This is a genomic window from Streptomyces sp. NPDC026575, assembly GCF_055567415.1.
The window spans coordinates 1-24,576 of the sequence record NZ_JBVHQM010000039.1 but is presented as its reverse complement, the minus strand read 5'-3'; the positions used below and the strand labels follow the sequence as shown (position 1 = coordinate 24,576).

General features: G+C 69.6%; 32 protein-coding genes. 1 reads left to right on the top strand and 31 read right to left on the bottom strand.

What is annotated here, in order from left to right; all coding sequences use genetic code 11:
- From ACZ4NB_RS35365 to ACZ4NB_RS35275, 19 genes are all read right to left on the bottom strand, one after another.
- Entirely contained in the window at nt 1-4,578 is a 4,578-nt protein-coding gene (locus ACZ4NB_RS35365; protein WP_467667141.1) for a phage tail tape measure protein, read from the bottom strand.
- Between the two features lie 5 nt (nt 4,579-4,583).
- On the bottom strand, nt 4,584-4,853 hold the full coding sequence (locus ACZ4NB_RS35360) for a hypothetical protein (protein WP_467667140.1): 270 nt from the start codon (nt 4,851-4,853) through the stop codon (nt 4,584-4,586).
- 38 nt (nt 4,854-4,891) lie between these two features.
- Nucleotides 4,892-5,407: a hypothetical protein gene (locus ACZ4NB_RS35355; protein WP_467667139.1), complete on the bottom strand. Its 516-nt coding sequence runs from the start codon at nt 5,405-5,407 to the stop codon at nt 4,892-4,894.
- Complete coding sequence (locus ACZ4NB_RS35350) at nt 5,407-5,886, bottom strand: phage tail tube protein (RefSeq protein WP_467667138.1); 480 nt, start codon at nt 5,884-5,886, stop codon at nt 5,407-5,409. The genes ACZ4NB_RS35355 and ACZ4NB_RS35350 overlap by 1 nt, the downstream gene beginning before the upstream one ends.
- Before the next feature lie 66 nt (nt 5,887-5,952).
- Nucleotides 5,953-6,282, bottom strand: coding sequence for a hypothetical protein (locus tag ACZ4NB_RS35345; protein ID WP_467667137.1), 330 nt, complete (start codon nt 6,280-6,282; stop codon nt 5,953-5,955).
- A gap of 13 nt (nt 6,283-6,295) precedes the next feature.
- Nucleotides 6,296-6,700, bottom strand: a complete 405-nt coding sequence (locus ACZ4NB_RS35340; protein WP_467667184.1) for a hypothetical protein — start codon at nt 6,698-6,700, stop codon at nt 6,296-6,298.
- On the bottom strand, nt 6,697-7,086 hold the full coding sequence (locus ACZ4NB_RS35335) for a hypothetical protein (RefSeq protein ID WP_467667136.1): 390 nt from the start codon (nt 7,084-7,086) through the stop codon (nt 6,697-6,699). Before ACZ4NB_RS35335 ends, ACZ4NB_RS35340 begins: the two co-directional genes overlap by 4 nt.
- Nucleotides 7,083-7,493, bottom strand: coding sequence for a DUF6093 family protein (locus tag ACZ4NB_RS35330; protein WP_467667135.1), 411 nt, complete (start codon nt 7,491-7,493; stop codon nt 7,083-7,085). Before ACZ4NB_RS35330 ends, ACZ4NB_RS35335 begins: the two co-directional genes overlap by 4 nt.
- Nucleotides 7,490-8,113: a hypothetical protein gene (locus ACZ4NB_RS35325; RefSeq protein ID WP_467667134.1), complete on the bottom strand. Its 624-nt coding sequence runs from the start codon at nt 8,111-8,113 to the stop codon at nt 7,490-7,492. The genes ACZ4NB_RS35330 and ACZ4NB_RS35325 overlap by 4 nt, the downstream gene beginning before the upstream one ends.
- 12 nt (nt 8,114-8,125) lie before the next feature.
- Entirely contained in the window at nt 8,126-8,506 is a 381-nt protein-coding gene (locus tag ACZ4NB_RS35320) for a hypothetical protein (RefSeq protein ID WP_467667133.1), read from the bottom strand.
- A 48-nt stretch (nt 8,507-8,554) separates the two neighbouring features.
- Nucleotides 8,555-9,856 (bottom strand): major capsid protein, encoded by a 1,302-nt coding sequence (locus ACZ4NB_RS35315; RefSeq protein ID WP_467667132.1) that lies wholly within the window; start codon nt 9,854-9,856, stop codon nt 8,555-8,557.
- Between the two features lie 2 nt (nt 9,857-9,858).
- Complete coding sequence (locus tag ACZ4NB_RS35310) at nt 9,859-10,047, bottom strand: ribosomal-processing cysteine protease Prp (protein ID WP_467667131.1); 189 nt, start codon at nt 10,045-10,047, stop codon at nt 9,859-9,861.
- Nucleotides 10,044-10,742, bottom strand: a complete 699-nt coding sequence (locus tag ACZ4NB_RS35305; RefSeq protein ID WP_467667130.1) for a hypothetical protein — start codon at nt 10,740-10,742, stop codon at nt 10,044-10,046. The genes ACZ4NB_RS35310 and ACZ4NB_RS35305 overlap by 4 nt, the downstream gene beginning before the upstream one ends.
- A gap of 73 nt (nt 10,743-10,815) precedes the next feature.
- Entirely contained in the window at nt 10,816-11,853 is a 1,038-nt protein-coding gene (locus tag ACZ4NB_RS35300) for a hypothetical protein (protein ID WP_467667129.1), read from the bottom strand.
- The gene (locus ACZ4NB_RS35295) at nt 11,853-13,259 is read right to left on the bottom strand and encodes a phage portal protein (RefSeq protein ID WP_467667128.1); all 1,407 of its coding nucleotides are present in this window, start codon (nt 13,257-13,259) and stop codon (nt 11,853-11,855) included. Before ACZ4NB_RS35295 ends, ACZ4NB_RS35300 begins: the two co-directional genes overlap by 1 nt.
- A gap of 16 nt (nt 13,260-13,275) precedes the next feature.
- Nucleotides 13,276-14,859: a hypothetical protein gene (locus ACZ4NB_RS35290; RefSeq protein ID WP_467667127.1), complete on the bottom strand. Its 1,584-nt coding sequence runs from the start codon at nt 14,857-14,859 to the stop codon at nt 13,276-13,278.
- A complete protein-coding gene (locus tag ACZ4NB_RS35285; RefSeq protein WP_467667126.1) occupies nt 14,840-15,187 on the bottom strand; it encodes a hypothetical protein in 348 nt (115 codons plus the stop codon). Before ACZ4NB_RS35285 ends, ACZ4NB_RS35290 begins: the two co-directional genes overlap by 20 nt.
- Nucleotides 15,188-15,198: 11 nt before the next feature.
- Nucleotides 15,199-15,831, bottom strand: coding sequence for a hypothetical protein (locus ACZ4NB_RS35280; protein WP_467667125.1), 633 nt, complete (start codon nt 15,829-15,831; stop codon nt 15,199-15,201).
- Nucleotides 15,832-15,968: 137 nt separating this feature from the next.
- On the bottom strand, nt 15,969-16,307 hold the full coding sequence (locus ACZ4NB_RS35275; protein ID WP_467667124.1) for a hypothetical protein: 339 nt from the start codon (nt 16,305-16,307) through the stop codon (nt 15,969-15,971).
- 433 nt (nt 16,308-16,740) lie between these two features.
- Here ACZ4NB_RS35275 and ACZ4NB_RS35270 point away from each other — a divergent pair, with 433 nt between their 5' ends.
- On the top strand, nt 16,741-16,926 hold the full coding sequence (locus ACZ4NB_RS35270) for a hypothetical protein (RefSeq protein ID WP_467667123.1): 186 nt from the start codon (nt 16,741-16,743) through the stop codon (nt 16,924-16,926).
- Between the two features lie 90 nt (nt 16,927-17,016).
- Here the strand turns inward: ACZ4NB_RS35270 and ACZ4NB_RS35265 are convergent, their stop codons facing one another.
- The 12 genes from ACZ4NB_RS35265 to ACZ4NB_RS35210 form a co-directional block, all read right to left on the bottom strand.
- Nucleotides 17,017-17,259, bottom strand: coding sequence for a helix-turn-helix domain-containing protein (locus ACZ4NB_RS35265; RefSeq protein ID WP_467667122.1), 243 nt, complete (start codon nt 17,257-17,259; stop codon nt 17,017-17,019).
- Between the two features lie 153 nt (nt 17,260-17,412).
- Complete coding sequence (locus tag ACZ4NB_RS35260; protein ID WP_467667121.1) at nt 17,413-17,721, bottom strand: DUF7739 domain-containing protein; 309 nt, start codon at nt 17,719-17,721, stop codon at nt 17,413-17,415.
- Nucleotides 17,722-17,792: 71 nt separating this feature from the next.
- On the bottom strand, nt 17,793-17,972 hold the full coding sequence (locus ACZ4NB_RS35255) for a hypothetical protein (RefSeq protein WP_467667120.1): 180 nt from the start codon (nt 17,970-17,972) through the stop codon (nt 17,793-17,795).
- 27 nt (nt 17,973-17,999) lie between these two features.
- Nucleotides 18,000-18,200, bottom strand: a complete 201-nt coding sequence (locus ACZ4NB_RS35250) for a hypothetical protein (protein WP_467667119.1) — start codon at nt 18,198-18,200, stop codon at nt 18,000-18,002.
- Nucleotides 18,201-18,243: 43 nt separating this feature from the next.
- Nucleotides 18,244-18,540 (bottom strand): hypothetical protein, encoded by a 297-nt coding sequence (locus tag ACZ4NB_RS35245; protein WP_467667118.1) that lies wholly within the window; start codon nt 18,538-18,540, stop codon nt 18,244-18,246.
- 11 nt (nt 18,541-18,551) lie between these two features.
- Nucleotides 18,552-19,091, bottom strand: a complete 540-nt coding sequence (locus ACZ4NB_RS35240; RefSeq protein ID WP_467667117.1) for a hypothetical protein — start codon at nt 19,089-19,091, stop codon at nt 18,552-18,554.
- 13 nt (nt 19,092-19,104) lie between these two features.
- On the bottom strand, nt 19,105-19,668 hold the full coding sequence (locus ACZ4NB_RS35235; RefSeq protein WP_467667116.1) for a DUF6919 domain-containing protein: 564 nt from the start codon (nt 19,666-19,668) through the stop codon (nt 19,105-19,107).
- Between the two features lie 18 nt (nt 19,669-19,686).
- Entirely contained in the window at nt 19,687-20,175 is a 489-nt protein-coding gene (locus tag ACZ4NB_RS35230; RefSeq protein ID WP_467667115.1) for a DUF6197 family protein, read from the bottom strand.
- 113 nt (nt 20,176-20,288) lie between these two features.
- Nucleotides 20,289-20,483 carry a hypothetical protein gene (locus ACZ4NB_RS35225; protein WP_467667114.1) on the bottom strand — a complete coding sequence of 65 codons (195 nt, stop codon included), beginning with the start codon at nt 20,481-20,483 and terminating at the stop codon, nt 20,289-20,291.
- Between the two features lie 202 nt (nt 20,484-20,685).
- Complete coding sequence (locus ACZ4NB_RS35220; protein WP_467667113.1) at nt 20,686-22,845, bottom strand: P-loop NTPase family protein; 2,160 nt, start codon at nt 22,843-22,845, stop codon at nt 20,686-20,688.
- Between the two features lie 11 nt (nt 22,846-22,856).
- Nucleotides 22,857-24,149, bottom strand: coding sequence for a hypothetical protein (locus ACZ4NB_RS35215; RefSeq protein WP_467667112.1), 1,293 nt, complete (start codon nt 24,147-24,149; stop codon nt 22,857-22,859).
- A gap of 34 nt (nt 24,150-24,183) precedes the next feature.
- On the bottom strand, nt 24,184-24,399 hold the full coding sequence (locus tag ACZ4NB_RS35210; protein ID WP_467667111.1) for a hypothetical protein: 216 nt from the start codon (nt 24,397-24,399) through the stop codon (nt 24,184-24,186).
- Nucleotides 24,400-24,576: the final 177 nt, after the last annotated feature.

The following is a 24,576-nucleotide window of genomic DNA, read 5'->3' as shown; positions in this document are numbered from 1 at the left end:
CTATCCGACGAAAGCGAGGTGCCTCGCGATGTCCCGGGCCTGCTCGGCGCTCGTCTGTCGGGCGCCGTACAGGTTCACGGTCGTGTTCCGGTCGCCCTCGCGGACCGTCTGCGGCCCGCCGTCACGGACTGGCCCATAACGGCTGGCAGGGATGAGCTGGTAGCCCATGAGCCCAGCCGTCCGCGCCAGCAGCCCCTGCGAGCGGGACGAGCGGTTGACCGGGATCCACGACTCAGCATCTCCGGCCTCCGCGGCGAGCACCGCGGTGGGCCGGGTGAGGATGCCGCCCCGTGCCATCGCCGCGGCCCCGGACTGCCCCGCCCACTGCGCGAGGAACGCGGACTTGTACACGCCCGGCAGCCTGTTGATCTGCGCGAGCATCCGCGGCACCAGCGTCCGCAGCGTGCTGAACTCCACCCCGGCGCCGATGACGTCGGCGATCCCGGCGCCCTTCTTCGACCGGAGAGCGGACAGCACCAACAGCGAGTTGGTGAGGTCATCGCCGGTCAGCGCCTGCTGGTTGGACTTCACCGCGGCGTTGGCCCTGGTGACGTCCGCCGTGCTGCCGGTCGCCGCCTGGTGCGCCAGCGTCGCCGCGGTGTCGTCGCCCTGAGCCGCGAGAGCCTGCGCCAGGTCGCCGAAGCCGCGGGCCGCCAGCGTCTGGAGATCGCTCGCGAACTGCTGCGAGTCCCTCGTGGACGCCCCGAGCTGCCGCGTGAAGTCGGACAGCGTCGCCTGAGCCACGCCGCCCGTCTTCCGCAGCTTGGTGATGATGTCGTTGAACTGCTTGTTGCTCGCGCTGGCCAGAGAGTTGACGAGGGCGTACCCCTCCTCACCCATCTCCTGCAGCATCTGCCGGACGTCCTCACCTCCCCTCTGGGCGATCCTCTGCAGGTTCGTGCGCCACTTCGTCGTCGCGTACACGCTGTCGTTCAGCTGCTTCTGGTACGCCGCCAGGTTGAACGCGCTCGGCGCCCGGCTCCCCTTCTTCACGCCGAGCGCGGCATCCGCCGAGTAGACGTCGGCGCGCTCGCCCCGCACCTTGGCGTCCGCTGAGCGCTTCGCCGTCCGTGCCCTGTCGACCTTCTCCTGCGCCGCCCGCAGCTGCGTCGCGGTGTGGTGCCCGCGCCGCACCCTGCTGAGGTTCCGCTCGGCGTCCCGCAGCGCGTCCGCCTTCTTCTTGGCGTCCGCAACGGCCTTGTCCAGATCGGACCACGCGGCCTTCAGCTTCTCGACGCCCTTGTCGTAGCGCTCCTTGGCGTCACCGGTCCCGCCCAGCACCGCAGCGCCGGTTGGGGTGTAGGTGAAGCCGTTCAGCCCGCCGCCCGCCAATCGCGGCAGCGACCCCCCGCCCGCAAAGTGCGGCAGCCGACCGGAGTTGATCGCATCCAGCAGACCGAGCCCGTACCGACGCACCGCGGCAGCCCGCACCACGTACTCCGTGTCGGACACCATCGCCGGCCCGCTCGGGAACAGGGCCAGGATGGAGTCGCTCGTCCCGGTGCCCGGCCCGCGGACGTAGCCGCCCTGGGGGTACGCCTGGACGTCGCCGCCCGAGGCGTACCGGCCGATCGGCCCGCCCTGCGCGCGCAACTCCATGGCGTTCTTCATGCCCTGCGGGTTGCCCACGCTGCGAAAGTAGCGCGTGATCGAGATGCTGACGATCTTGTCTCGCAGAGCTGCAATCTGCTCCCGAAGTCGCGCCACCGACGCCGAAGCGCCCGATGTGGGCGCCGTGATCGAGATCTGCTTGCCCTTCAAGATCTTGACGTTGTACCCGATGTCCCGCAGAGCCGCGATCGCCGGCGCCGACGGCGCCTTGACCGTGATGCTCTTGCCCGGCGGGACGTTCTCGACCTTCTTCCGGATCGTGTCCAGCTCGTTCATCGTCTGCTGGGCCCGGATCGCCTTCACCGTGGTGTTCTTCGCACCCGGCAGCTGGGCGTAGGCCGAGGTGAGTTGCTTGATCTGCGTTGCCGTGAACCCGGCCTGGCTCATCGTCCGCTTCAGCGCGCTGATGTCCTTCTCCAGCACGGCGTTGCCGGCCTCGACGGAGCCCTTCTGGTCCGCGACAGCCTGCGCGTGCTCCATCGCCGCTTTGGCTGCGTCGAGGAACGCGCTCTTGACCTTGCGGCCCTTCTCCGACGTGGTGTCGAGGCTGTGACCGTTCTCCGTCACCGCAGTGGTCAGGTCGGCGAGAGACTGCCGGAAGCTGATTTCCTGTTCGGCGGCCGTGATGTTGACCCCGTTGAGGGTCTTCAGCGCGTCGGTCAGCTTCTCGGCCGCGCTCCGCTGATCCTCGAATTCAGCCTTCGTCTTGGCGGCAGCGTCGCCCATCTTCGCCTGCGCGTCGCCTGTCGTCTTGGACTGGACGCTGGTCTGCGCGAGCGCATCCGTGTACCCGGGCAGCAGGCCCTTGAAGTCGTCGGTGCTCTGGCCGCTCTTCTCGACAATCGCGGCCAGACCGTTGAAGCTCGCCTTCGCCTGGTCGATGGCACCGCTTTGCACCAGGCTCGTCAGCGCCTGATCAATCACCTTGATCTTGTCGGTGGCCGCGTCGAGCTGCATCGGCCCGTCGCCGCCCATGATGTCCTGATCGCTCAGGATCTTGAAATGCTGCGTCACGTGGTCGAGGCGGTCAGCCACCGACGGATTCGCGATCTGCTTGACGGCCTCGCCCAGCTGCCCGAGATCCTTCCCAAACGCCTTCGCCAGCTCACCACTGGCCTTGCCCTTCTTCGTGAAATCGAGCAAGGATTCGCTGAGCTTGTTCGCGCTCGGCGGGGCCTCCCGCAGCTGCGCTTTCAGCTCGCGCACGCCGTAGGCCACAGCCGCGATGCCAGCGACAACGCCACCGACCTTGCCCAGGGCCATCATCGCGCCGCGTGCACGGGCCGCCGTCAATCCCATCGCCGTAAGTTCCCGCCGCACTGCCATGATCCGCGGCAGCATCAGCAGCAGCGCCGAACCAGCAAGACCCACCACGCCCGCGATGCCCGCGAAGGCCGTCACGCCCCGCTGTACGCCGGGGGAAAGCTGGTTGTACCAGTTCACGACCCCGGTCAGCGTCTGCGCCATGCCGCGGAGAACTCCGTTGGCGGCGCTGCCGGAGCTGATCAGGCCAGTCTCCAGAGCGCTCTTCAGCCGCTCGAAATCGCCGGCCAGGTTGTCGGTCATCGTGGCTGCCACACGGCCCGCGTATCCGGAGTCGTTTACGGCCTTGGTCCACTTGTCGACACCCGATGCCCCGGACTGGTAGAGGATCGTCGCGGACCGCACCGCGTCCGATCCGAAGATCGTGGCAAACGCCGCGTTGCGCGCCTCGGGGGTGAGCCCGCCGAACGCGACGTGCAGACGCTGCGCCATCTCCGACAGGCCCACAAAGTTGCCTGCGGAGTCGTAGGCCGAGAAGCCGACCGCGTCCATCGCGGCCTGCGCCTCCTTCGACTGCGGCGTAAGCCGCTGCAACATCGTCTTCAGCGAGGTACCTGCGTCACTGCCCGTCAGCGCGTTCTGCGCGAACAGGCTGAGGGTCCCCACCGTGTCCTCCAACGACAGACCCGTCTGGTTCGAGACCAGCGCGGCCTGGCGGAAAGCCATGCTCATGTCGTGCACGTTGGTCGCGCTCTTGCCCGCGCCGGCGCTGATGACGTCCGCGATGTGCGGCACATCCCGGCCCGCGAGGCCGAACGCATTCATGGCCTGCGCGGCGACAACCGCACTTTCCCCCAGCTCCATCTGCCCACTTGCGGCCAGAGCCAACGAGCCCTTCAGAGCGCCACCGATGATGTCACCAGTACTGATCCCGGCCTTTGCCAGTTCCGCTTCCGCTTCGGCGGCCTGGCTGGCGGAATACTTCGTGGCGTTGCCGGCATCCAGAGCCGCCTTCGACAACTGCGCCATACCCTGCGCGGACTCGCCCGTGGCCGCCCGCACCTGGCTCATGGCCTTCTCGAAGTTGGCGGCCGCCAGGGCCGCCGCAGCGAACACGGCCAGCAGGCCGATGGAGGCCGTGCGCGCCGCCTTCAGCGCCTTCGCGCCGTTGGTGGCCATGCTCATCATGTGCGCGCCAGCCGTGGCCGCGGCCAGCCGGATACTGCCCAGAGCGCGCGACGTCGCGACCGCAGCAGCGTTCCACCGTGCCGCCACCCATGTGGCGGCGCTACCGGCCGCAGTACGCACCCCCGCCATTGCACGGGACATCGCGGTGGACGCCGCCTGCCAACGCCCTGAGACGCTGGCGGCAGCAGCGTTCCAGCGGCCCGCCACCACAGCCGACCCTGCCGACAGCCCAGCGGACATCCGCGCACCAGCAGCCCGAGCCGCCGCCGTCAGCCTCGGGAACTGCGCCTCGATCGTCCGCGCCGCCAACTGCCAGCGCGCCGCAACCTGCGCTGCGGACCGCCCGGCTGCCGCCTGAATCGGGGTGAACGCTGCCGCGCCCCGGGCCCCGGCCCGCGCCATAGTCGCGGCGATGGTCTGTGCCGCCTGCTGCGTGCTGCGCGCCGCCTGCCTCATCGCGGCCTGGTACGGCGTCGCGTTGCCGGTGAGGGTCACCCGCACTGTGCGATCGGCCACGGCACTCACCCCCGCTTCGTGATGGAGACGTGAATGCCTCGGTCGTCGCCGCCCGCCCGCTGGTAGCGGTGGGACTCGCGGGCGCCGGTTGCGCACGCGTGGCAGCGCAGCAGCTCGGCCTTGAACGCGAACTCGTTCTTCGGGTCGACCACTTCGGACCAGGGCTGGCCGCAGTCCGGGCAGCAGTCCCGCTCGACCTCGGCGAGCGCCAGCGCCCAGGCCCGGTCTTCATCCGTCCAGAGCACCTCGCCCGGCCCCGGCACGGGGCGTCCCATGAAGATCGACCGAGGAACGCCCCACGCCCGGGCGGTCTCTACTTCCCGTCGGAAAGGGAGCTGAGCATCGCGGAGGCGCTCACAGAGAAAGGGATGCTGGTGGACTCCGTGTTCACTTCGAAGGCCGCCTGCCACAGTTCCTGCCGCTGGCCCTCGTTGAGCACCTCAAACAACTCGGTGACCTGGTCCGGCGTCATGGCCGGCTCGATCGCGGCGGCCGAGATCAGCGCCTTCGGGAACGTCTCCGGGTCGAACGACTGGCCCTTGCCGCCCGGGTGCGCGGCGAGCAGATCAGACCAGACCTTCTCGCCGAGCGCCCGGAACCTGAACTCCACCTCGGACTTCCGCATCCGCTCCCGCGCGGCCCGGATGCGCTTCGCCAGCGCCTCGCTCGGGTCCTTCGCCCCGAGGCTCTCCGGCTGCCAGGTGTCCGACAGCTCGGCCACCTGCCGCTCCAGGCGCTCGACCTCGGCCGCCTCATCACCCGCGAGGCACAGCGTCACGGACCGCTCCCGCGGCCTGGCACGCTTGAGGATCTCGGTGATGTCGGGCATCAGGCCACCGTCGCGCGAGTCGTCGGGGCCGAAGTCAGGAACATCTTGCTGACGAACTTCGACACCTCGTTCGCCGCGGGCGGCTGGTTGCCAGGCTCGCCACACGCCACCGGGTACATCTCCACTTCCTGACCCGCCGCGAACGCGGTCTCAAAGTCGATGCCCCGACGGATGCACAGCACCCCGTGAGTGCCGTAGGTGAGAGTCGTCCAGGGCAGTTGCTCCTGGGTGGTCGTGCCCTTCTTGAACGTAAGCTCCAAGGCGTACTTGACGCGCCCCGTCTCCTCAGTATCGAAGCGAGACCCGAGGCTGGAGGTGTCGACGGCAGCGGTGTCCGGATCCACCTTGAGACCGTCGGGCGTGATGCGCAGGGTGAAGTCGGCACCGGCATTCAGCTCAGTGGCGGGCGGCGACGACTGGCTGGACACGCTGGTGAGCCAGACCACCTTGGTCTTGCCATCAGAGATCAGATCGGACATGGGGCCCTCCTCAGGGCATGAAAAAAGCCCCTACGAGGGGGCGGGACGAGCAGGAGACGGGGCAGGTCAGATGCGCAGCGAGGCGATCGTGACGGACGTGGCGGAGCTGTAGCCGACGGCCACCAGGCCATCGGTCGGGCCGGCCAGCAGGTCGTTGGTGAGCGGCCCGATCATCCGCTCACCACTGGCGGGAACGGACACGGTGACGTTCCCGACGGTCTGGCCCCGGACGCTCGCAGTGGCCGTCAGCGTCACGGTCACCGAGGAGCCGCCGCCGTTCTTCACGTGGATGAAGCTCCGGTCGCCCGGGCTCACCTTGTCGCCGCCGGCGGCCGCCGAGGCATAGGTGGGGTTGGTGCCGGCCAGTCCGATGGCCTGCGCGGTCAGAGTCGCCATGATGACCTCCAGGTCAGGCAGTTGATTGCAGCCGGTACTGCACCGGCAGGAAAAACAGGGGCGGGCTCACGTCGTCATCCCGAGCGACCGGCGGGCCACCCAGCTCCTCGGGCCGGAAAACGCTCCGGCCGGCCACCGCCAGCGGTCCGTACAACGCCTTGCGGACCTGCTGCGCGACCCAGAGGCACTGCGTCGCGGTCGGCCCCACGCACGTGACCTGGAACAGCAAAGCCAGGTCCGTGCGCTGGTCGGCCAGAGACTCCCGCCCGACCACCCCAGGGTCGCTGTAGAGCACCACGTACCGCTTGCTGGCGGGCACCGGCGATGGGGCGCCGCCCTGCCCCACCGCCAGCCCTGCGCCCTCCAGCGCACCCACCACCGCATCCAGGTGGGGCCCAACGTCCGGTGCCGTCGTCATCGCCACGGCATCTGGAGAGTCACAGCGGCCACCGCCGCCACGAACCGCGGATCCTCCTCCGCCAAGGCGCGGCCGCCGTCGTTGTGCGGCGCGTTGTGCACGCTCCCGAACTCCAGCAAGTTGCCCAGCGCGCCCTGAACGCGGCCCTTGTCCGGGCCGATCTCCGCGTGCGCCCCGCCCGGGATCGGGTGCACGTCGTAGCCGATCGCCCGCGGATAGTGCGGAGCGTGCTTCCCCGACGACGCCTGCGCGTTATCACGCCAGCTGTTCTTCACGTTCAGCGCGCCGCGGGTCACGACCCGGGTCATCTCCTCGGCGGCCTCGGCCGCAGAGCGCTGCAGCACCAGCGCCGTCCGCGTCAGCTGCCGCACATCAGCACTCGTCATGACCTGTCCTCCGCCGTGATCCGCCACGCTGTGGCCGTGCTCCCGTACTCCACGCCCGTCACCCACAACCGCAGCCCCACAAGCCGATCATCCGGCGACGCATCCACGTCCACCGTCGCCCCCGGCACCACCCGCTCAGGCGGCGCCGGAGAATCCCACGGCACACTCACCGTGTACTCGCGCAGCGTGACGTTGTGCTCGCCGGCGTCGACCTCTTCGCCGCGGCTCCGAGCGACAGGCTTCACCCGGGCAGTGCCCGTGTACAGCACGGCGCCCGTGGCTGGCGTATCGGCGCCCGACTCCCAATCGAACCCGCCCTCGGCCGCCGCGCGGATCATGACCGTCTCCTGCATCAGTTCCGAAGCCGCCGCCCGACCCGCGGCCAGCAACGCATCCAGCGCGCTCATGACGGTGTCACCGTGAACGCGGCGCGCCTGTACGGGCGCAGCGCTTCCTTGTGGTCTCCGGTCAGTGCGGCGCCGCCGATCGTCTCCGACGCGAACACGCGCCGGTAGTCGTCGATGGCCTCTTCCCGCAGCGCCTGCGGGTTGGTCAGGCTCATCACGGCCAGATCCAGCACGATGTCCACCACGTCGTCCGGCACCTCGGCGTAGCCGTGGGAGTAGGTGACCCGCACCTGCGGCGCCCACACCCCCGAGGGGCGGTTCCACGGCCAGCCCATCAGCCGCGTGGGCTGATACCAGGGCTCGCCCCGGGTCAGCTCCGCACCGAGTCGCGTGAAGTCCCTACCCTCGATGCACTCCAGCTCGATCCCCGTCATGCCCGACAACTCGGTGACGGTCAGCGGGTGGGAGGCATCCACCACCAGCGGCCGCTGCGGCAGAGCCAGAACGCGGGCGCCGCCGGACAACGTGATGGTCTCGCCCTCCACGAGGGTGAACAACTGCCGCGTGTACTTCCGTACCCGGGCCGATGCTCGCCGCAGCGCCATGTCTGCGGCCGGGCCGGTCACGGTCGCGCCGGCGGCAGCGAGGTCGGCCGCCGTGGCCAGCGGTGGCAGCGCCATGACGGCCTCCCCTCACTCGCCAGAGTCGGCGTCGACGATCTTCTGCAGCTTCTTCAGCAGCGTCGACCGCGGCTTGTCCTTCGCCGCCTCCTGCTCGATCGCTTCTGCTGCGCGGTCCGGGTTGTCGCCGACCCACGCCAGGACGTCGTCGGCGTTTCCGTCGATGTCCAGGTCGTCGTCCGACTGCTTGCCGGACTCGCCCTGGTCCTCTTCCAGAGCCGCCTTCGCATCGTCCGGCGACCACGCCGCCGCTGCGTCGTCAGCCGACTCGACATCCGACCCGGTTTCCAGCAGGTGCAGGGCCAGGCCGCCCGACACTTCCTCACCCGCGGCGATGTCGACCAGCCGATAGTTGTAGTACGGCCGCAGGGCCGACCTTGCGCGCACGCGCATGATTCCTCCGTCCCGCGGCCGGGCCCCGACGGGCCCGGCCACCGTAGGTCAGGCGTGCTCCAGCACAACAGCCCGCTTGTACAGGGCGGAGTCCGAGTTCGCGAGCGAGTCGGACGGGATACCGAAGTCGCCCACCCAGCTCCACGACGTGGAGATGGTCTGCTGCAGGCGGTCCTGCGGCGGCCGCACGATCCGCGCCACCTGAACGTTCGGCGCGGCGTCGACCATGGCCACGTCCGGCACGTCGTCCACGCCGGTCCCGCCGAGCAGATCACCCATGCCCTCGAACGGAGCGGAAACCAGGGCGCCTGCGCCGAGCACGATCGGCCGATGCACGGTGACGGTCCCAGCCGAGCCGCCCAGCAGGGTCGGGCACTCGTTGTTGCGCACCCAGTCGATCCCGCCGAACCGGCCGATGGACAGGTTCGTGTAGATCGGCGAGTCGACACGTCCCTGCAGCGCCTGCTTGAAATCGCTGTCGGAGAACAGCTGCGCCTCGGTGTCCGGGTCGATGTGCGCCACGTAGTAGCCGTTGACGGTGGGCACGTTCATCTTCCGCAAGCGGGTGACCGCGGCCCGGAACATCGCGAACGTCGCCACATTGCTCGTGGTGAGGTCGTAGGCGGTGTCGCCGGTCGGGCGGATCGTGGTCGGCGCGTTCGACGCCACCACGTAATCGCCTGCGGTGTCCGCCCGCGCAGTACCCAGGGTCAGGGTGTTGGTGCCGGTGTTGACACCGGTCACAGTGTTGGCGACGCCCTCGATCGTGACGTTCAGCGGATTCGACGCCGACACCGCGGTGAGCACGCCATTGACCATGACGTACTGGAACCCCGCGACGTTGTTGACAACCATGGAGGTGTCAGACGAACCAGCAGTCGTGACCCACGCGCGGCCTCCGGCGTAGGCGCTGTAGAGCTTGTTCCGGGCGATTTGGTTCAGCGACTGGCCCGCGTTGATACCGAGGGTCTGCACGTCGGCCATGAACTTGCTGGCCAGGGCCATCTTGCTGCCCAGCATGTTCGTGTCGATGGCCTGGCCGTACTGGTCCATCGTGACCGACCACTGCTCAATGCCGTAGGTCGCGGCCGAGGTGTCGGACCCAGTGATAGCGGCGGTCGCAGGCGCCAGCAGACCCTTGCGGGTCATGATGCGCGTGTCGCCCAGGCCGCCCTGCCACGGCTCGTTGTCGGCGATGGCCGGGAAAATGAACTCCGGCTTCAGTGCCTCCTGGAATACGCGATCCAGCAGGCCGTTCTGCATCATGGCGCGGATCGCGGCCGGGATGGTCGAGCGGACGTCGTGCCGGTCCAGCCGGAACCACGAAGGCCGCGTAGCGGTCTTGGTCATGCTCACTCCTGTGTGATGTCGACGGACACGAGGTCCGGGTACTGCCGGGCCACCTCTTCCAGGCCCAGCAGAGCGGTTTGGGTAATGGCCGACACGGCCGCGCAGACCCGGCCGGCCTCCGCGTGGTCCTCGTGGCCGTCCACCTCGATGGAGGTACGGCCGTCGCCCAGACGGGCACGGATGCGGATCACGCGCGCAGGCGGAACCCGGGAAGCTGCTTGGCCAGCTCGGCTTCGAGTTCGTCCCGTCCGGCGGTGCGGAAGTCGGTCGGCGGCGGGTCCTGCCGCGAGCCCTGCGCGGGGTCCGGACGCGGCGCCTTCCGCGCAGCGGGCTCGGCCGGCTTGCGCAGGTGCGGCTTGCGCTCCAGCAGCGCGTCCAGGTCCGAGGCGATGGCCTCGGTGTCGATCTCGCCATCGTCGCCGGTGTAGGCGGACAGGTCGAGAAACGCCGATGCGTCCTCCGGGTCCGCGAACTGCCCGGCGGCGGCCTTCACCTCGGCGAGCACGGCCCGCTTCGTAGCGCGCTCGGCGGCCTTCGTAGCCTGCTCGGCCTTCGTTGTGGCCTTGTCCAGCTCGGACTTGTCGCGGTCCTCGAACTCCTGGATGCGCTTCTGCGCGGCAGCGGCCTCCCGCTTGTACCGCGTGCGCTCGGCCTTCAGCTCGGCCCGAAGCTTGTCCAGCGCCTTCTTGCCGGCATCACCGAGCTGATCGGCGCCCTCCGGTTCCGGGTCGTCCTCCGGCTCGTCATCGCGCTCCGGGTCCGCAGGGTCCGAATCCGCCGGCTCGGCTGGCTCGGGCTCCTTCGGCTCCGGGTCGTCGTGCCGGCTCAGCTGGAACCAGGACGTGCCACGAGCAGCGTCCAGCCAGCTTGTGCGGGTGTTGTGCATTGCGATCTCCCATCGCGGGATCAAGACCGCGCGTCGCGCGCGGCCAGGTAAAGGGCAGGCCGACGGCCTGCGGTCAGACGCTCCAGCCCATGTAGCCGTAGCGGCGCAGCAGTTCGATCGCCTCGTCACGCGAGCCAGCCACCCGGTAGATCTGCTCGGGTAGCAGCCGCGGCCCCTGCAGCCGGAAGCGGCGCGGGTATCGAGGGTCTGCGGTGCCCGCCCGGTAGGCGCGGGCCCGCTCCATCTGGTAGTAGAGGCTGCGGCGCGTGGTGCCCGCGGTCGTCGCGCGGGGCCGGCGGCCGGCCTGACCCGCGACCGTGGTCATGCCGCGGCGGGCGTTGACCACGCTGCTGATGCTCGCCCCGTCCCGGATCGCCTTCGCGCCGTCAACGGTGAAGATCCGGTTCTGCTCAGACCTGCTCAGCGAGTTGAAGTACGTGTGCGAGTCGAACGCGCCGGGATGGTGCCGGCCCCTGGCGATCAATTTCGCGGGCATGTGTACGCAGTCACAGCGGGGATGCCGCTGGAAGCCAGCGTTCCAGCCGTACTCGCGACCGGCGAGGATGATGCATCGGGCGCACGCAGGCGGGTTGACGACCCTGATGTACCCGTTGATCAGCCGCTGCCCGACCATCGACGCACCCGTGGCGCAGCGGCCGGCATCGGCTACCTCGCTGGCCGCCATCCGCAACATCTGTTTGAGCCCGACGAGCAGGGCCTCAACATCGCGGGCCCCGGCGGCCAGAGCCTGCTTCGAGGTGATGACCGGCAGGTACAGCAGAGATTCCAGGGCACGACCGTCGGCCGCCTGCCCAGCGAACGCCCCCACCCGAATCCGACCAACCCTCTGCGAGGACGCCCCGTCCGCGGTCGCCACGGCGTCCACATAGTCGTCCGCACCAGCCGCCGCCGCGTACTGGCCCTCCGACACCGCCCGAATCACTCGCGGGCCCACCAGCGTCTCCCACGACTCCGTCAGGTGCTGGCGGTCCAACTCACCCCACAACGCCTGCACGCGGTCTACCGTCCGCCGCGCGTGCCGGGCCTGCGCCACGTAGTACGCCGAGGCCAGCTCCTCCGGCGTCAACTGCCGGACGTCCTGCGCGGCCATCAGGCCACCGCAGGCTCAGGCGCCGACTCCGGGGGCGGCTTCGGGCCTGCCTCCAGCGCCGCGAAATCGCCCGCCATCACCCGTTGCAGCGCATCGTCCGCAGCCTCCCGGTCCTGCTCCTCCATCCGCTGGATCTGCGCCTGCGTGTAACCGATGTCCTCCCGGGTCTGCCGCAGCGGCACCACCTTGGCCGTGAACAGCTTCACCGCGGCGTCCGCGCGCTGCGCCACAGTCGGCGTGGCCGCGTCCCGCCACAGGGTCTCCATCGACCGCGCGGCGTCGTCCCACACGCCGTCCCGGACCCGCAAAACCTTGCGCATGACGCGCTCCCACGTCGTCCCGCCCGCGCGCTGCTTCCGCTCGGCGCGCTTCACCAAACGGGTTTCCGCCGAGCGGATGCCGTCGGCCGAGGCCGGGTTGTCGGTGGCCTGGCCCAGGAAGTGCGGCGGCATGCCCGAGATGGAGGCGACCAGCACAGCCAGCTGCTGCAGCGTCTGGTGGAAGTTCGCGAGCGTGGCCTCGGGGAACTGGACGACGTCGGCGCCGTCCGTCTTGCTCTTCTCCGTCGCCCACATCCGGCCGATGATCCGCGAGAACGCCGACACCTTCCGGCCGCTCTCATCCTGAAAATCTTCCTCGCCGAACCCGAAGGCGACCCGCCGCGGGGTGGCGTGATACTCCGCGCTGACCATCATGTCCGTGGCGATCTTGCATGCGGCGTCGGACAGCGGGATGACGTCGGCCAACTCCGATGTGCCGTTCGGCTTCTTCAGGCGCGGCCGGTTGGCCAGCACCTCCACCATGACCTCGCCGATCTCGTGGTCATCCCGCTCGTGCTCCGGGTCCTCGATCCACTCGCCCTTGTCCTTCACCCACCAGCTCGTCGCGTCCGGCAGGTACAGGGCGGCGTGCTGCTCCTTGCCTTCCTCGCCCTCTTCCTCCCAGCGCTTCACCGCTGCCCGCACTACCCGCGTCTGCGGGTCATGCTCGGCGTACATGTCCAACGCCGATTCCACCGTGATCAGTGGCGTGGTGTCGTCGTCGCCCCGAGACCCGATGACCACGTAAGCACGCTTCATGATCAGCGAGTCGAGGTGGCCCTGCTGGCTCTGGCTGTCCATGTCGTTGGCCTGCCAGATCCGCCACAGATCCTCGTCCGCCGCAGGCTGGCCAGGGAACCTGAAGCCTTCGACATCCAGCCTCTCTTCGACCGAATCGACGACCAGCCGCGGCCAGTTGATGACGACCTGCCGAACCGTCTCCTGCAGCTCCTGCTGCAACTCCGGCGCCATGTACGACAGCGGCTGCGTGCCCTCGTAGTAGCTGTTCAGCCGCTTGAGTTCCGGTAGCTCCTTGTCGTGGCACCGGATCAGATGGGTGAGCCACTGCAGCTCGGTCCGCTCCACGCCGCTCACCCCCTCATCACCGCATGATCAGCATCTTCGACTTCTTCCGCGGCTTGCCCAAGCCGGCCTTGATGGCGTCACCCGCGGCCTCATGGGCCAACACGCTGACCACGCCCAGGTCGATCTTCTGCGCCACGCTGGCCTTCCGGAGCACGTACCGATTGCCCGGCCGCGCCGCCCGCCGTGCGTTCGCCACGTGGGCGCCGGTCGTCGGGCACCCGTCGTGCCGGAACGTCGCGTCTCGCTTCGTTACGTCGGTGACGAGCCGCTCGCACGCCGCGTGCATCTGCGACACCCGCAGCGTGTACCAGCGCACCACCCGCTTCTCCCCGTACCGGTCCGCCCAGGTGTCCACCTCGGTCTCCCAGTACGGCGGATCGCAGTACATCCGCACCACGTCGTACCGCTCCATCAGCTCATCGACCGCCGCATCGACCTCCAGCCGCGGCACCTGCCCGTCCCAGTCCGCCGGGTCCCACACCGTCGGCCGGCTGTCCGGGCCATATGTCGGGGTGAACTGGTAGCCGTCCATCGTCTCGGCGCGGATGCCCGTCCAGTCGTCCACGTCCGAGCCGTCGAAGCCCAGCACGATCGGGGTTTTCGCCGGTGGCTGCTCCTGCGGAGCCTTGCGCGCGTCCCACCGGTCCCGGTCGATCCACGAGCCGGTGCCGGCCACGATGCGGTTCAGGTAGAACCGCTCGGCCTGCGCCGGGTCTCCTGCGTCGGCAATCTCGCGCATTTCCCCGTCGATGCGGTCGATGTCCACCCAGCCGTCTGGCCGCTTCGCCGAGTCGCCATACGCGATCCGCAGGGCCCGCTTGCGCTCCGCCTTGTTGTCCAGCGAGCACGGCGGCGGAACCCGGTGGTCCCGGTACAGGTCCCGAGACCGGGCCTCCGCCGTCCGCTGCGCCACGCTCTGCTCCGACGGGTCCCACGCGTTCGTGGTCTCCACCGGCCGACCGCCCGTACCCGAGAGGTTCCGCCGCTGCGTGGACGCGATCGCCCACCCACCGTTCGACTCCAGCCAGCAATGCGTCTCGTCCTGCACAGCGAACGTGATCCGCTGACCGAGACGCGCGTTCTTGCTGGAGGTGACCGGCTCGATCAGCCCACCACCCGCGAGATTGATGCGGGTCTCGCCGGTGTCCGGGATCAGGTCAGCGAGCGGCCCCTCGTCGATCATCGGCCGCAGCGCGCGGTAGACGTTGTCCGTCTGGTCCTCGCTGGTGGCCGTGACCTGGATCCACGGCGTCATCCACGGCCGGCCAACCGGCTCCCCGTCCGCGTCCCAGCCCGCGAACCTCACCGGTCCCTCGGCCTCCGCACAGATCATCGCCGCCGTCAGCGGGCCCTTACCCCACTTCTGCGGCCGCACCAGCTGCGAACGGCGATACGCCCACGCAGACTGCCACCGGTCCTCGGCAGCGTCCGCCCGCAGCCGGTAGTGGTGGACGAGGAACAGCCACATCTCGTCAGTGAGTAGGTACGGCTCACCGAGCCGGTCCCCGTCTGGGATGACGCAGTGCTCCTCGATCCACTCGCCCACCAGCCAGCCGAGGGACGGGAATTCGCCGCTGTAGCTAGGACCCCGCCACGGCATCGCGCACCGCGCCAGTCTTCGAGTCCAGCGTCACGGTGGCCGCAGTTACCTCATCCGGACGCGTCTCGGCGTGGCAGGCCCCGCACGCGTCACCCTTCTCATACGCGCCAACGTTCACAACATCGTCAGCGCACCAGTGAACCCATCCGGGCCGCGCCGGGCCGTACCCGTCGCGCGCCTTGCTCAGGTCCACGTCGCCCTCGAACACCAACACGTGGTCAAGGCCGAGGCTGCGCAGGGCCTCGCTGAGGACTTCGAGTGTCCGGCCGTCCGAGAACACGTCGCCCACGTTGGCCAGCACCAGGACATCACCCGGCTCCAGCTTCACGACCTGCGTCATCATTCGCCCCCAGCCGCAGCGTCCGGATCCACGACCTTCAGCCGAGCCCGAGCAGAGCGCGCCGGCCGTGCCGAACGCTCCTGCCGCTGCTCGCCCACCTCGTCCACGGTGACCTCCCATCGCAGCCGGAGCATCGCCAACGGCGTCAGCCCGAGCCGGTCGCCGAGCTGTCGCGCCTCCTTCGACGCGTCCAGGTCGCCGAGTTCGGCCCGTACCTTCCAACGAACGTACTGGGCCACCTCACGAGTCCAGCCCAGCCGCTCCCACGCCACCGCCTGCGGCGTCGCCCACAGCTCCGCCCACAGCTCACCCTCGACACGGGCCTGTGCCTCGATCTGCTTTTCGAGCACCGTCGCTGTGGTCTGCGCTGCATCCAGCTTCCGCTGTGCCGCCGAGCGCGCCCGGCCCTGCAGATCCGGTTCCAGTAGGGCGAGTTCGAGTTCATCGGCCTGGCGTTGCGCCATGTCGCGCTTCGCCACCGTCACCACGTCGTCCAGCAACGGCCACTTCGGCGGGTCACCCTTGCGTCCACCAGCCGGCAACTTGGTCATCGCGACCGTGGCGTTCCGACGGCGGGTGTTCGGCTGCGGCGCCGGTCCCATTCCACCCATGGTGATCATCTCCAGTGCCATCGCGGCACATCAGAGCCAGCCATCGCGGCACGGCTCGGGTCACACTCCGTCACTCCGGGCGTTCGGTACGGGCCTCCCAGACCCGTACACGGACAGAACGCCCTCCCCGGCGGTCTGGCCAAGATCGGCCTAGGGGGTCACCCCCCATCCCTGGCTAGCTGGCCCAAGACGCAGAGTGACGGCTCGTTGGGCGGGGCGGTCAGCAGGGGCGCGGTGCGCTCCTCCGTCCAGGCCCGGTCCGCGTCGTCGGGGTCGATCAGCAGGTGACCGTCGGGGGTGCGTTTGAGAGCCCGGTAGCGGATCACCGGCTGGCCGTCGTGCTCCTCGACGCTGATCCAGCGGTCGGACACGGTCTCGGGGTCGATACCATTGCCTTTGATCCACTCGCACAGTGCCTCGCGGTGCTCGGCGATGTCGTCGGACCGGTAGAGGGCAAGCACCGTGGTCGTGGCGGGCATGTGGCCGTGCTCGCTCACCGGTTCCATCCTCCGGGCTGGTGTTGCGCGGTCTCGCTGCTGTGGCAGGGCCCGCAGAGCCCACGTCCGTACCGCGGGTCGTTAGGGTCGAGGCCACGTTCGACAAGCGCACGTCGGCTGAGCGGGTAGTGGTCGGCGTGCTGGCTCGGCGCCTTGCGGCACATGACGCACACGCGGTCGCGCGCGAGGACGCCGGGCCGGAACCGCTGCTGGTGTTCGCGGCCGTAGCCGCGTTGCCGTGAGCTGCCGCGGCGTTGCTCGGCTTCCTGCCGGTGTCCTTCGCAGCGGCCGCCTTGGTCGGTGAACTCGGGGCAGCCGGCCACCGAGCACACTCGCCAGCCTGTTCGTCTGGGCACGGGGCGCCTCCGTCCGTACTCTGTGGCCACCGATGTGGGGGTGGGGTATGAGGAGTGAGCCTGCGGCCGGTGTGGCTGTGGCTGCGCTGATCGTGTTGCTGGTGAGCATCGCGCAGGGCTGGACGGTGTTGGCCGTGCTTGCCGGCGCCACGATGGTGGGGACGCTGGTGGCGACGACTACGCGGCGCCGGCTGGGTCCGCCGCCGGCGGTCATGCTGCGGCCGGGCGGCGAGGATCGACCGTGGCGGCGGCCGAAGGGCTGATCCGTTGCTGGCCTGCTGCCCGGCATGCGCCACCTCAGGCCGGGCAGCAGGCCCGGGGTCCGCCCGGGGGGTGCGGGCCCTGTCTGTGGGTTATGCGGCGAGGCGGCCGCGGGGTGTGGTCGGCATGGCGGGGGTCTCGCCGGGGAGCGTTTCGCCGGTGAATTCATCGGCCTGCTTGGGGTGGAGTTCCCAGAGGTTGTAGCGGACGCGGCCGCGGCCTTGGCCGTAGCGGTGGATGCGGCCTTCGTGGGCCCATCGGCGGATGGTGACTCCGGGGCGGCCGGTGTATTCGGCGGCCATGTCCTCCGTGATGAGGACTGGGGTGGAGGGCATGTGCACCTCCTTGGAAATGCGGTGAGGCCGCCCGGTTGGGCGGCCTCACGAAGCGCAAAGAGTCCAGTGAGACGCACTTTACGTTCGGGCTGGTTGAGCTGTCAACCAGTGTTGAAATGCGGGCCTTTGGGCGACGCTGCTCCGGTCAGGCCATCAGCGCCATTCCCAGGGCTGGCGGGCGTTGGCGGCGCGGCTTGCGGCGTCGGCGAGTTCGCGGGCGAGTGAGCCCCAGTCGGCCGGCATGAGCCGGTGGCCGGCCGCGGTGCGGAGCGCGCGGGCCATCTGCCCCGCGTCGCGATGGCTGATGGTGATCCATTCTTCGGAGCGTCGGGCGAACAGGGGTGCCACGGCCTTCCAGTCCCGGGCTGAGAGGACGTGGGCGAGCTGGTCGCCGAGCTGGGAGATGCTGGTGTACGAGCGGCGGATGTAGGTGGCGTTCCCGTGCGAGATGGTCCAGCCCATGATGGGCTCCCTTCAGTCGAGATGGTGTGGGCCCGGCCTGTCGGCTCGACCGGGCCCCGCGGGAGGGGTGGTCAGTCGCCGTAGTCCTCGGGCAGGCCGTGGCGGCGCAGCCACTCGCCCTCGTAGTCGGTCCGGCCGACAGCCTCGAAGGTGGCTCGGGCGTCGTTCACCTCGTCGTCGGTCATCTGCGTCGAGGTCTTGTTCGCCCAGGACTTGCCGGTGAGGTCCGGCCAGCGGTCTGCGGATCCCATGCGCGTTCCTTCCTTTCGAGTGGGCGGTCAGCCGCGAATGTCGCCGAGGAGGCCGAGGTCGTCGATGTCGGCCTGGCTGCCGCACTCACCGCAGGTGTGGGTGCGGTCGCCGTACTTGTCGGTGTCGGCGACGGTCATGGTCCGGTCGCAGCAGGTGAACGTGGCGTCGGCGCCGACCTCGTCTCCGGGGCTGACCTCGTCGAGGTAGTAGTTGATGGCAGTGGCCATGTCGGTGTCCTTTCGGTCTGTGGCCTGCGTCGGGGCGCGGGGATCAGGCGGCGTGCCGCGGGGCCAGGTACTGGGCAGGGACCTGGTAGCCGGCGGGCAGCTGGTAGTCGTCGGGGGCCAGGCCGGGGCGGGGCTTGCCGTGGTAGGCGAGGTTGAGCTTCCGCCAGTAGCTGGTCGGGTAGGCGAGGATCTGCTCGTGACTCGGTCCGTCCTCGAAGAAGGCGATGGCGGGGTCGAAGCCGGCCTCGGCGTCGTCGGCGAGGATCCGGAGTGCGAGGGCCAGGGCGGCGGGGTCGGGCAGTGTCGGGGCAGGCTGCTGGGTGCGATTGCGTCGGAACATCGTTTGTCCTTTCAGTGGTTGGGGAGTTGCCGGGCGAGGTTTTCGAGGTTGGCGGCCTGCTGTTCGCGGATGTCGATGAGCCGCTCGTATTCGCGCTGGTCGGTCTTGTTGTGCGGGGTGATGCCGTACTGCTGGCGGAGGTAGGCGATGTGCTGGTCGCGGGCGCCCGGGGCGTTGAGCTGGAGGGTGTGGCCGAGTTCGTGGATGAGGGTGCGGTCGAGTTCGCGGAGGTCGCGGTGCACGACCTCGTTGATGGCGACGAGGGCTCCGCTCGACGTGAGGGTGGTGACGGCGCAGGCGTGCCGGGAGTGCCAGTGGCCGACTGCCCGGTCGTAGGCGCGGCGTCGCCACGTCGTGTGGCCGGCGAGGGCGAGGTCTGCGCGCTGCCTGGCAGCTGCTACGCCCTTTCCGTCGGTGATGAGGATGTCGACGGCGGGGAGCCGGCCGCCGAGGTGTCGTGCGGCGAGCCGGCCGGCGTGGTCGCCGATCTCGCGGATGCGGTCCTCGATACGGTGGGCGTTCTTGCCGCGGCGCTCGATGGTGATGTTCACGGATTCCCTTCGGTCAGTGCCCGACAGCTCGATTGAGTGCAGGCCAGAGGCGGTTGTCGCGGCCCCATTCGGTGTCGATGAGGGTGAGGTGGGTGGCGTCGCGGAGTTCGCGGAGCGCATTCCGCCCGACGCCCCGCCACTCGCTGGCGATGAGCCGGCGATGGCCGGGTGACCAGCCGAATCCGGTAGTCGCTTCGCTGCCGGCCTCGGTGACGGGGATTCCGGGGTGACTGCGATTCCCCGGCCGGTTGGTGATGACGGTCAGACCCGCCCGGTTCGCTTCAGCGCGGATCCGGTCGAGGAGTCGGGCGTCGGCAATCCAGCCGTCAACACCGGCGCGCTGTCGCCACATGCGGCCGTCGTAGCCGCGTGACGGGTGCAGGCCGGGCTGCGAGTTGGTGGTGACGTATCCGGCCCGGCAGACGGCAGCGAGGGTGGGGATGAGGTGTCGGGTCTCGTCGTCGGGGTGGGGGTCGCCGTAGCCGGGCCAGGTTCGGATGCGGCCTTCGAGCCAGTCGGCCATGGCCTGGCCGAGGTCGGCGACAGAGCTGGCGTTCTTCCAGGGGTTGAGTGACATGGGGTTCCTTTCGGGTTGTCAGATGCCGCGGGTGTCGGCGCGGCTGGCGGCGTGGCCGAGGATGCGGGCGGGCATGCGCCCGTCGCGCTGGCGGTCGTTCCAGCTGGGGATGGTTTCGGCGTTCGGGTCGAACTCGGCGCGGATGACGTCGAGGAGGAACACGCACGCGTCGTCTGCCTCGCGCCGGCTGCCGGCTTCGGCGCGGATGACGCCGACCAAGCACTGGGCGCCTTGCTCGTCGCGGAGCCTGTCGGCGCACCAGCCGCCGTTGAGGAGCCGGGTGTGGGCGCGGTGCAGGAGTGCGGCGATCGGCGTCCGGTACGGCTGGAGTTGCGGGGTGGGGGCGTCGACGGGGCGGCGGATCACGTCGGCCAGGTCGAGCGGATCCGTGGCGATCCGGGCGTCCACGGCCAGTGCGGCGAGGGCGAGCCGCCCATCGAAGCTCAGGGCGGCCGGTGAGACCGGTGCGGGGGCTCGGGTTGCGCGTCGGCGGGTGAGAGTGGGCATGCTGGTTCCTGTCTGCTGCTGATGGGTGGTGGATGGCGGGGCGCGCCCTGGCCGGGAGTCGAACCCGACCTGCGACCGTCAGGGCGACCGGCACAGGGACCGGTATGGGGCCTTCAGTGCTGGACGACGGGCTTGTTCAGGTCGCGGTAGTAGCCGCTGCGCGGGTCGGCGGTGTGGCTGCGGTGGATGCGGAATCCGTCGGCGACGGTGAGCGGGTCGCTGTCGCTGGCGGGGTGGCCACAGGCGGCGCAGATGGTGCGCTGACCGTTGCGGTCTCGCTGCTTCTGGGCGGCGTTGATCTTGGGCATGGGGAACCAAGCCTCCTTGCCTGATGGGTGAAATGTTCCTTATGCGGGGCGGACGGTGCCCCAATATCTCCTGGTATGCACCCCGGGCGGGGCCCGGACAGGGGGTGGACACGACCCGGGTCACGTCCGGGTGCTGTCCGCCCCCTGTCCGCCCCCTGGCCGGGGGATATACCGGGGCAAACTGATCACTGTCCGGGGTTGGTCAGGCCCCGTTGAGGAAGTTCATCGCGTCGGCGATGTCGGCCCTCTGGTAGCCGTTGACGCGTCCGCGGCCTGGGATGGTGACCTTCACAGTGCCGCCTGCACCGGCCGCCCGAAGGAGCTCACCAAGTCGATCGGCGGTCATGCTGCCGCCGATGTTCTCGGCCATCTCGTCCAGCTGGGCCACATTGCGTCCGAGTGTGCGCATGGCGGCGAGCGCGCCCCGCAGCGCCTCCACCTGCTGCACCTGGTCGGCGGACAGGTGCAGCACCTGCCGACCGGGCACACCGTCCCGCGCCGGGCCTCCTGCTGCGGACGACAGGCCCGTCTCGTTGAGCAGGTGCTGCTCGATCGGGTCCTCCCACTGCCCGACGAGTCGCCCGGCGGCCTTGCGGAGATCGGCGGCTCGCTCGTTTAGCTTGGTGATCTCGCCTCGCTCGTCCTCGTCGAGGTCGAACGACCGGGCCTTGTCGGTAACCCCGGCGAAGGGATTGATGAGCCAGCCGAGGCCGGGGAGGGGTGGGTCGAACTTGCTGGCGTCCCGGCCAGAGCTGGCCGACCCACCACCGAGGATCGCGTTGGACTGCGTCGCGTTGTCGACCCGCATCGCCCACCGGGTGCCGCAGTTCATTGCCAGCGCCTGCGGGAGGACGTCAACCTCCGGGTACTGGGTGATGAGGACGAGCAGGATCCCAGCGCCAGCTGCGACGGCGGAGAGGTCGATGAGCTCCTCAAGGATCTCGTCACGAAGCGGCTTGCCACTCCGCGTGAACGTGGCGACCTCGTCGATGATCAGGACTTCGATGCCGCCGAGTCGGTTGATGGTCTCGGCGGTCATCTTGGACTTGCCGAGCTCGCCGAGGAGCTTGTTGCGGCGGTTCAAGTCCGCCTTCTCTGCCCGGAGCAGGGCAAGGAGGCGTTCCGGGTTGGGCTTGAAGTACGTGGCCGCGACGCCGGCCTTGGCGTAGGCGTCCCACTCTCCGTTGGTCTTGCCGGCCACGATGCGCAGGTTGATCCGCACGTCGAGGGCTGCGCCAACCGCGAGATTGGCGGCACCGACCCCCTTGCCCGAGCGGGTCATGCCAGCGATGACGAACGAGCTGTTGTTGATGACAAGCTCGACGACGGCGCCGCGCTTGTTCCAGGCGACGGGCACGCCGTTCTTCCAGGCGTCGACACCACCGCGCATGGCCAGCAGCGGGGACGGCCGCGGCGCCGCGAACGGGTCAGCATCGGTCATCCACAGGGACACGCGGCGTTCGGTACCCGCCTTGACGACATCGACCATGGACGAGTCGCGGCCGAGCGCCCCGGCGAACTCCTCCAGCTTCTTTTGCAGCATGCCGACGGTGACCCGGGCGGGCAGGTCGAACACCGCTGTGGTGTTGCCGTCCTTGCCGCGCTCGGGGGCGGCGTGGACGGTGATCTGCTCGCGCGGCTTGACGATGCCGATCTCGCGCAGGGCCGTGTCCAGTTCCTCGATAGTGAGGGCCGGGGGCGGCGGGGCGTCGAACGCGCGCTCGACGGCGACCGGCGCCGGGGCCGGGGCTGTCTCGTGTTCCGCACCCTCGATCTCCGACATCTGCTCAGGCTCCTCGACGGGCGCTTCGGCCTCGGGACGGCCGTGCCAGGCGCCGAGGGCCATGGCGCTGAGCCCCATGAGCAGGTCGACCCACAAGCCGCCGGTGACGGCGCCGACCGCTCCCCCGGTGGCGGTGGCCGTAGTCCAGCCGCTGGCCTTGGCGAGCATGATCCGCTTGTGGCGCTTGTAGGCTGCACGGCGCTCGTTGACGAGCGCCCGCATCTCCGTCTCGCGGTCGAGATTGCCCTTGGCGGCTCGAAGGGCGAGCCGGGCAGTCTCGATCATCTGCGGGTGGTCATCGTGACGAGCGTCAAGCCAGCGGCGGCCGAGCTCGCGGTACCCGCGGAACGACCAGCCAATGTACAGACGGTTGTCGACGGCGTGGCGCAGGGCCTTGTTGGACTGAATCCAGGCGAGCCGCTCAGTCTCGCCCTGGTGCTCGACGACCGTGCCCTCGATGGACTGCGGCTGGTCCTTGACGAGGCTCAGCGGCGGCCGGCCGGTGTCCGTTTCGGTGCGGTCGAATTCCGGGGAGTCGATGCCGGTCTGGGGTTCCGCGGGGGCGGTGTGGATAGCCATCGGTACGCTCCTCAGATGGTCTTGTTAGCGGGGTGCGTGTCGGCCTGTTCGAGGGCCGCCTGCTTCTTCGCGGCATCGCAGTACGGTTGGGCGTCTCCGGCCCGCCGAAGGGGCGGCGTGCCCCCGTTGAAGCGTCGCCCGTCGGGCCCTCCAGGGGTCTTCTTCGCGCGGGGGCCCTTTTGGGATCCGACCTGCGACGAGTCACCCAGTATCGGCATCTCGGAGATGGCCTTCATGCGAGCCTGAGCGGCCCTGCTTTCGGCCTCCATTTCAGGCCGCACACCGACCACCTTCGAGCCGGTGACGCGGTACCAGGCGTCCGCCCAGATCTGCTCGGTGACGACGGCCGAACCGCGGGCGGAACGCAGAGCCTCGGCGACTTCCCACACGTCCTTGTGGTGCTCCCGGCGGTCCTTGTCCTTACGCACTTGCTCTGCGTCCGCGGCTGCCTGCTGGGCGGCCTTCTGCGCCACGGCCCGCGCTTCCGCGGCGGCCTTCTCCTCTTTGGCCTTCTCCCGGGCCTCGGCCGCACGCTTCTCCTCCCGCTCAGTCGCGCGCCGCTCTCGCCAGGACGGAATGCCGTCGGCCTTCTGGGCGATGCCGTGCTCGTAGGCCATGAGGACGATCGGGCCGCCGAGTGAAGCGATGGCGCCGATCAAACCGGCGTTGAACCCGATCGCCGGATCAGTCTTGCCGCCGTACAGGTTGATGCCAGCGGCGATGATGGCGCCGAGCATGATGCCGACCCGGTAGGGGGCGACGTCTCGACGGTGAGCGACCGCCCATGCGGCTCCGAACGCCAGCACAAGAGCGAGCCCCTCAAGCAGGGCGGGTGCGGCGATGAGGAACGGACGCTCCCGATCCCAGAAGTGCATGAACTGGACCGGCGCGGCGATGATCAGGCCGACGGCGTAGATGCCGCGGGCGCCCCACCGCCAGTACCGCTCGGAGCGCTCCTGCTCAGCCAGCGCCTGCGCCTCCCGCTCGGCCTCTTCACCCTCGGCCTTCTTCGCCTTCGCCTCCTCGGCCTTGGCCTTCGCGGTCTCGGCTGCCTTCTTCGCCAGGTGTGCCGCGTGGTCGGCCTTCTCCTTCTCCAGGCGCATCGCGGCGCGCTCATTGGCGATGCGGAGCTTCTCGGCCTCCTCCATCGCAGTGATCTTCTCGGCTTCGGCCCTGCCTTCGGCCTCGATCCGGCGAGCATCGGCTTCCGCTCCGGCGCGGGTACGGATGGCCTCCGCCTCGGCCAGGGCGATCGGATCGAACCGCGAGTCGGTGGCGACGTGGTCTTCGATGACAGTGGTCATCGGGCTTCTCCTTCCTTGCTGGTGGGGCGGGCGGTTAGGCGGCGGTGTCGTAGTCGCGGGTCGACGTGGTGGTGGGGGTCTTGGTGCGCTGCTCTTCGACGACCCCGTCGAAGGCGACGGCGGCGAGGAGCAGGACGAAGAGCACGATGCGGAGGCCGACCGAGGCGGTGAGGCCCACGAAGAACGCCAGGCCGGCGATCTGGAGGGCGACCCGCAGCCGGGTCAGACCGATCAGGAGACTGAGCTGCATGACGAGTCCTTCGACGGGGGTGAGGGTGGGGTGCTGCGTCGGATCTCCAGGCCGCCGGTCCGGTGCGGGACCGGCGGCGAGGGCTACCGGCGAGCGGTCAGATGCCGTACTTCCGCTTCAGGGCTGCCACCGTGGCCAGGTCGGTGGCGATGTCGCCCTCCGAGGCCATGTGCTCGA